A 1,925-nucleotide genomic window follows, 5' to 3' on the forward strand; every position below is an offset into this window, starting at 1 on the left:
TAAAGATCAGTTTTCATATCGCATCAATGAGTATTATCAATATATTGAGGCATACGCCTTTAGAGTCGGCAGGTAATTTGCCTAGACATTTAGAGCATTTATTAGAAAGTTCAAAAATGTATGTATTGCCTGAAAAAAAGGCATAGGCTGTGTCCAAGAGTAGTTAAAGCAAAACCTGCAAAATATCCAAAGAAAAAATGCCAATCAGCTTAACTGACTGGCATTACTTCGATATACAGACTTTAATCACCAGATGGCTGAATGATTTTGTGAACGATATGCTCATGTGTCGGTACGAGGCCTGCTTTTAAGCCCAGCGGTTTAAACACCTTATCCAATACGACTTGAGTCAATTGACCTTTGTCTTGTTCAATATCAGTTAAAGTACGCCGACTGATTCCTACCATTGCTGCATATTTTTCTTGTGACACACCAAGTACATTTTTTCGCAAGTAGTTCAGCAGTTGTCCCAAGGTAATTTCACCGAATAAATATTGCGTATATAAATTAATGAGCAATTGTTGACGGTCAAGTGGCTGATTTTGATCTTTCATAATAGCTCCCATCGACTCAATTTGGCTTCAATGAAGTCATACCCTAGACCAGGCATCTCTATAATCGTTTCGGGAACACCCTTATCGATTAATTGCTGTTTGAGTCCAATAAGTTTGCTAGCCAATGTTTTCAATGCATTTAAAGATATATGTGGTTCACACCAGTGTGCAAGATTTTGGGTAATACCTTCCCAGCGGTATTCTCCTCCTTCCTCATATGGAGTTCCCCATGTTGTTGATCTCGTGACAACTTCTGGATCGGCTTTCATCGGAGCAAAATCATAAATTGGAGCCAGAAATATTCGTCCTGATTTCTTTAACAATGACGTATTACGACCATGATTATCTGAGTTACCAAAAATGATATTAAGTAGATCCCTTTGTAACCACTCACAAACGAACTGCGAAGAATCAAATTTTTTGTCTACCGACCTTAATAATGTACAAAGAGCATCTATAACTTCAAAATGATTCAAATGGCTCCCTGATGTTTTATTCAACACAGAATAAACAGATTCAAGCCCGAGACGATGCCATTTCTGATTTCGCCATTCTGTATCAAATCTTGGTAGCCATAACGAAGGATATTTTTGACCTTCAATCAACCTCATTTGAGAGGTTTCAATTGTTGTAAAACCAAGTTCATTAAGAACATGATAAAAATGATATTCTGTTCTCAAAATGTCACAATCTATTGCACTACGCTTATTTCGAGGAAACTTAACTAGATAATGCTGATCTGGTTCATCAAAAGAATTTTGATAGGTATCAATCCAAACTTGCTGATCCTGTGATACGCGAATCAGTAGTTTAGGGGCCTCTCCACCTGCACCAGTTGCACCACCACTAATTGCACCCATTTGTTGTGCGTATTCGAGAAAGTCAATATTCCGTTCCGTAACATCATCAGTAGTGAACTTGCGTAAGTGCAATGTTGAGTCTGGATTAATCGGTGGAACTGATTCCTTAATTCTCAGATTCCCTACAGGAGCAATTGTGCCTTTTTTCAATAACGTAAAATCTTGCTCTGCAGGTGAGAGTTTTTGCAGACCTAGATATTGAACTAAATAACGTCGAGCAGCACCAGACGGAACAATATCATCTAAAAAACTAAACCATACTTTCGATTCATGTTGAATCATAATTTGAACAGGAAGTGCTAAGCTACAGGCATGTTCATCCCTCTTATCTAGATAAGAAATGGCATATTCTAGTTCATAGACTAACTCACTAGCACCTGCTGATCCTTTATATGGCTCTAATATCTTGAGTTCTGCTATATCTAGCCATTTAGTATCGAGTAGAGCCTGGATCGTTAATTTTTCCATAGGTATAAATGTGCAAATATTTTCCCAAAAATATCATAAATAC

Annotated in this window: 2 protein-coding genes; both read right to left on the reverse strand. The window is 37.5% G+C overall.

Annotated features, from left to right (window positions below):
• Positions 1-242: 242 nt before the first annotated feature.
• Positions 243-566, reverse strand: a complete 324-nt coding sequence (locus GBN19_RS15270; protein ID WP_375707878.1) for a helix-turn-helix domain-containing protein — start codon at positions 564-566, stop codon at positions 243-245.
• Entirely contained in the window at positions 551-1,882 is a 1,332-nt protein-coding gene (locus GBN19_RS15275; protein WP_151778685.1) for a type II toxin-antitoxin system HipA family toxin, read from the reverse strand. Before GBN19_RS15275 ends, GBN19_RS15270 begins: the two co-directional genes overlap by 16 nt.
• Between the last annotated feature and the right edge of the window lie 43 nt (positions 1,883-1,925).

The organism is Acinetobacter brisouii (assembly GCF_008993995.1).
Taxonomy (GTDB): Bacteria; Pseudomonadota; Gammaproteobacteria; order Pseudomonadales; family Moraxellaceae; genus Acinetobacter; species Acinetobacter brisouii_A.

Bases quoted from the DNA above. Each gene is read 5' to 3' on its own strand.
- GBN19_RS15270 (WP_375707878.1), bottom strand. From the start codon at position 566: ATGGGAGCTATTATGAAAGATCAAAATCAGCCACTTGACCGTCAACAA.
- GBN19_RS15275 (WP_151778685.1), bottom strand. From the start codon at position 1,882: ATGGAAAAATTAACGATCCAGGCTCTACTCGATACTAAATGGCTAGAT.